This window comes from Streptomyces sp. NPDC037301 (assembly GCF_055602785.1).
The window spans coordinates 1-1276 of record NZ_JBVJWD010000183.1 but is presented as its reverse complement, the minus strand read 5'-3'; the positions used below and the strand labels follow the sequence as shown (position 1 = coordinate 1276).

Genomic DNA, 1276 nt, shown 5'->3' with positions numbered 1-1276 from the left:
CGGGTGTGCGACATCCCGCGAGTTCCCCAGAGCCCCGCTGATTCTTTGAGCCCATGGCCAGGGGCTTCTTCCTCCGTCGGGTGCTCTTCCGTCCGGTGACGGAACTTCTGGATTCTTGAAGCTTTCTCATCTCGCCCGACCGGCCTGCGGTCTGAGCGAAGGCGAGGAGGCTCGGGCCGGCGGCACTGGCAGTCGCAGGAGGCCCTCGCAAGCGTCAGGCGCCAGCAGGCCGCCCGTGACCTGGCCCGGCGGCGATGACGGGGTGTGACCGGCAGCCGTCGACCTCGTCCGGGGACCGACCGCTGATCGCCGCACCGAGGTGACTGGTCTTGTGCTCGGCGACACCGGGCCCGCGCAGATGACGTAGTTTCTGCCGCTCCTGGGGAAGCTATTTGATCTTCGCGGCGATGGTCCGGACGAACTCAGGGAGCACATCGTCCCGCCAGACGAAAGGTGCTGGGGCCAACTCGCCCTTGAAGGTCACGCTGCTCTGCCCGCCCACGGTGAACAGCAGCGGACCTTTGCGGCAGTTCCAACTTCCCTCGTAGGTACCGGTGATGACGCAGTGATCCGCGCCCTGTGCACCCTGGTTGGTATTGGCTCCTGACACGAGGCGATCTTCGTAGCCGACAATCAGCTTGGGGTCGGCCACGGCCTCGATGCGGAACCAGAACTGGGTAGCGGCGTAGGTCTCGCCCGGAAGGCGCATGCTGTAGAGGCACTGGCCGGACTTGGACCTGTCACTCTCCTTCCACGAGGAGTCGGCAGCGAAGTCCTTGATCGACAAAGCGCTGATCGGACGGCTCTCCTGTTCGATGTCCTTGGCATCAGGGAGGATCGCCTTGATCTCCTCCTGGTCCACGAACGAGCACGCGTCCGGCCACTGATTTGCGGCCAGGATTGCCCCACCCTTGAGTTCAGGAAGGTTGACAGTCGCATCTCGGGGGGCGGCCTTGCCTATCGCAACATCACCCTCGGACGGCATGTACGTAGCGACCAGGAGCGTCAGCAGCACGACATTTGACATCAGCAGGGTGAGCATCATGGCTCTCTTCTTCCACATGGCGGCCGATTCTCCCCGAGCAGCGAGCTGATCGTCGACCGCATCCGCTGCACCGAGGCATCCCGCTGCCGGGAGATCCCGGACACAGCCGCAGAGCAAGACCGGCCGTCGGTTCCCGTGAACCCAAGGGTCAGAGCCGCCGGACAAGACTGAAGACCAATGAGTTCGCCCCAAAGCCCGTCAGTTCGCGCGAACTCATGGGCCTTTAGGGTG

The 1276-nt window shown here is 64.1% G+C and carries 1 protein-coding gene; it reads right to left on the bottom strand.

All coding sequences use genetic code 11. The features are described 5' to 3' along the window. Positions 1-388 precede the first annotated feature (388 nt). Positions 389-1045, bottom strand: a complete 657-nt coding sequence (locus tag ACZ7IB_RS49275) for a hypothetical protein (protein WP_470921918.1) — start codon at positions 1043-1045, stop codon at positions 389-391. Positions 1046-1276: the final 231 nt, after the last annotated feature.

Coding starts and splice junctions, on each gene's coding strand:
- ACZ7IB_RS49275 (WP_470921918.1), bottom strand. CDS start 1,045: ATGATGCTCACCCTGCTGATGTCAAATGTCGTGCTGCTGACGCTCCTG.